General features: G+C 52.5%; 3 protein-coding genes. 2 read left to right on the top strand and 1 reads right to left on the bottom strand.

The annotated features are described in order from the left end of the window. The first annotated feature begins 350 nt into the window (after window positions 1-350). Window positions 351-1,301, top strand: a complete 951-nt coding sequence (locus ACLUYS_RS09720) for an NAD(P)-dependent oxidoreductase (RefSeq protein ID WP_288339008.1) — start codon at window positions 351-353, stop codon at window positions 1,299-1,301. A 71-nt stretch (window positions 1,302-1,372) separates the two neighbouring features. Beyond that, on the top strand, window positions 1,373-2,293 hold the full coding sequence (locus ACLUYS_RS09715) for a DMT family transporter (RefSeq protein WP_230267918.1): 921 nt from the start codon (window positions 1,373-1,375) through the stop codon (window positions 2,291-2,293). Window positions 2,294-2,386: 93 nt separating this feature from the next. Here the strand turns inward: ACLUYS_RS09715 and ACLUYS_RS09710 are convergent. Next, window positions 2,387-2,854, bottom strand: a 468-nt coding sequence (locus ACLUYS_RS09710) for a YoaK family protein (RefSeq protein ID WP_412659765.1), incomplete at its 5' end; no start/stop codon positions are given.

Below are 2,854 nucleotides of genomic sequence, written 5' to 3'. Positions count from 1 at the left end.
TAGCGTATCTAATATTCAGTCTCGCGTATACCCGTCGATTGTTTGACACTTACGATTTATATCCTTTGGTGCTTTTCTGGAGATGGCAGAATCGCTGCGCCGAGATATTTCTCGGATCTCCCCTGATTCGTGTATGGCGAAAACACTCTGGATTTTGTTTCAGGCAAAAGTTCCATACGATTCCGCCTGTCCTTTTTGGCTCCGGAGGGATCGCCATTGCGCGCTGCAGACAGAACGATTAAAACTAAAAGGACAGCCCGACATGCGGCTGCTGGAAGACCGATTCTTTCTCTCACCGCGTTCGGACCGTCTCGTCTGCGGGAGAGGAAGCGTCTGGAAAGGATGTTTTTATGAATATTGTTCTTCTTGAATCCCTCGGCATTCCCCAGGGCCTGCTGGATTCGTATCGATCCCAAATTGAAGCCGCCGGACATCGCTTTACTGTTTACGAACGGACATCCGATGTCGATACCCTCAAAGAGGAAGTCCGGGATGCGGACGTGCTGATTCTGGCGAATATGCCGCTTCCGGATTCTGTTCTTGATCAGGCAGATCATCTTCGCTATATCGATGTCGCCTTTACCGGCGTCGATCACATTCCCGTAAAGGAAGCCCTGCACCGCAGCATTGCGATTTCCAACGCGTCGGGCTATGCCACGGAATCGGTTGCGGAACTGGCGATTGCAATGATGATTTTACTTGCACGAAAAGTGCCAGCGCTTCAGCAGGCCTGCCGGGAAGGCAAGGCCAAAGGCCGTCTGGAAGGCTGGACGCTTCAGAATCGGACCGTCGGTATTGCCGGCGCGGGAAAAATCGGTCTGCGTACGGCTCAGCTGGCTAAATCGATGGGCGCCCGCGTTCTGGCGTTCAATCGCTCGCAAGTTCATTGTGACTGGATCGATGAACAGGTGCCCCTGGACAAGCTGCTTCAGGAAAGCGATATTCTTTCCCTGCATCTGCCGCTGACCGATCAGACACGCGGTTTGATCGGTAAAAAGGAGCTGGAGTGCATGAAGCCGGGAGCGATCGTCATCAACACGGCGCGCGGACCTATTCTCGATAACAATGCACTGGCTGCTCTTCTTGAAAACGGTCATCTTGCGGGAGCAGGTATTGACGTCTTTGATCAGGAGCCGCCTCTGCCCCTCGATCTGCCGCTTTTAAAAGCGCCCAATACGATTCTGACACCGCATATCGCCTACGATTCTGAACAGTCCATGAAAGAGCGGGCGGAAATTGTCTTTGACAACCTCTTTTCGTGGCTGAACGGAACGATTAAAAACGAAATCAAGGCCGGCTGAAGGCGGCAAAGTATCGAATCAATAAGAGTGAATAAAAAGAGTTAACCGAGTTTAAGAAAGGATCTGGAAGTATGCGTCAAACGGTAACCGAGAGCGACGAGATCGCCGCTCTATCGCCGTCCTCTTCCAGGAGGATGGCTTCTTCAAAAGGGGCAAAAGGCATTTTGTACATGGTCATTGCCTCAATTCTTTTTGCGACAGGCGGTCTCGTTCTGAAATGGACGAACTGGAATTCGCTGGCCATTAACGGCGTTCGCTCCTGCTTTGGGGCTGTCGTGATCGGTCTGTTCATGCTTATTACCCACCATCGCCTGCGCCTGAACAAATCGGTGTTTGCGGGGGCGGTGGCGTACATGTTCATGACAACGCTCTTTGTTCTTTCGAACAAAATGACGGCTGCGGGCAACGCGATTGTCCTGCAGTTTTCCTGCCCGATCTGGATCGTCCTGCTGAACCTTATCCTGTTTCATCGAAAGCCGGATCGAAGACAGATCATCGCCCTGACGCTCATTGTGATCGGCATTGTCTGCTTCTTCCTGGATTCGCTGCAGTCCGGCAGCTGGGCCGGCGATCTGATCGCGATCCTTTCCGGATTTTTCTACGCGATTCTGTTCATGCTGAACAGCTTTAAAAACGGCGATGCCCTCTCGTCCATTTTCCTTGGCCAGATCGGTACCGTGATCTGCATGGCTCCGTTTGCTTACGGCTGTTCCATGACGCCTTCCAATCTGTTTGCGATTTTCTGGCTCGGTACTTTCCAGGTCGGCTTCGCCTATGTATTCTTCGCTTTAGGAACCGGCCTGATCAGCGCGCTCAACGCGTCTCTGGTCAACGCGATCGAACCGGTACTCAATCCGACGCTCGTTGCTCTGGCCGGCTACGAATCGCTCAGCGGCTTATCGCTTGCTGGCGCGGCCATCGTCATCTGCAGCGTCATCTGGAATTCTCTGCCCGCGTCCGCGCGCAGACACCTGCAGGCAAAAACGGCCTGAGCGTGACGTTATCCTTTCCAAACGATTTGGATCCAAATCAAAAGGGTCTGTATTCGACAAAGGTCCCCCTTTTCTCGAACACAGACCCTTATTTTATTTTTCCACGACATCCGGATGGACGCTCATCATGACCAGCGCACAAAGCAGAAGGGCGCAGGAAATCCAGATCGTCTTTAAGCCAAACTGCAGGCAGAACACTCTGCCCAGCCCGGCACCTAGAACGAACAGACCGATAATGAGGAAATAACTGAAGGCTTTTTCAAACAGGCCTGAATTGTTACTGTGAATGGCGCTGATCAGAGAATCCGTACCGCCGCGCAAATTGCCGATACACATGGTTGAAGCGAAGGGAATGCCATGAAACTTGCGAAACGTCTGCACCTGCATGGCGCAGGAAAAGGAAACGAGCGCGTTGGCCAGCGAATCGGCTTCAATAAACGGTACGCCCAGAAGCAGGACGATCATAAGTACAGTAATCATCTGCCGCCAGTGAAAGCGGGCGTGCAAAAAGTGCAGATGAATCAGCTGCGCCGCTGCGATTCCTCCGCAAAAGGCCAGAAC

This window comes from Allobaculum sp., from assembly GCF_047010065.1.
Taxonomy (GTDB): Bacteria; Bacillota_I; Bacilli_A; order Erysipelotrichales; family Erysipelotrichaceae; genus Allobaculum; species Allobaculum fili.
Note: the sequence above shows the minus strand (reverse complement) of the source record. Positions and strands in the feature narration are given on the sequence as shown.

Excerpts from the sequence above, each read along its gene's own strand:
- ACLUYS_RS09720 (WP_288339008.1), top strand. The coding sequence starts at position 351 with ATGAATATTGTTCTTCTTGAATCCCTCGGCATTCCCCAGGGCCTGCTG.
- ACLUYS_RS09715 (WP_230267918.1), top strand. The coding sequence starts at position 1,373 with ATGCGTCAAACGGTAACCGAGAGCGACGAGATCGCCGCTCTATCGCCG.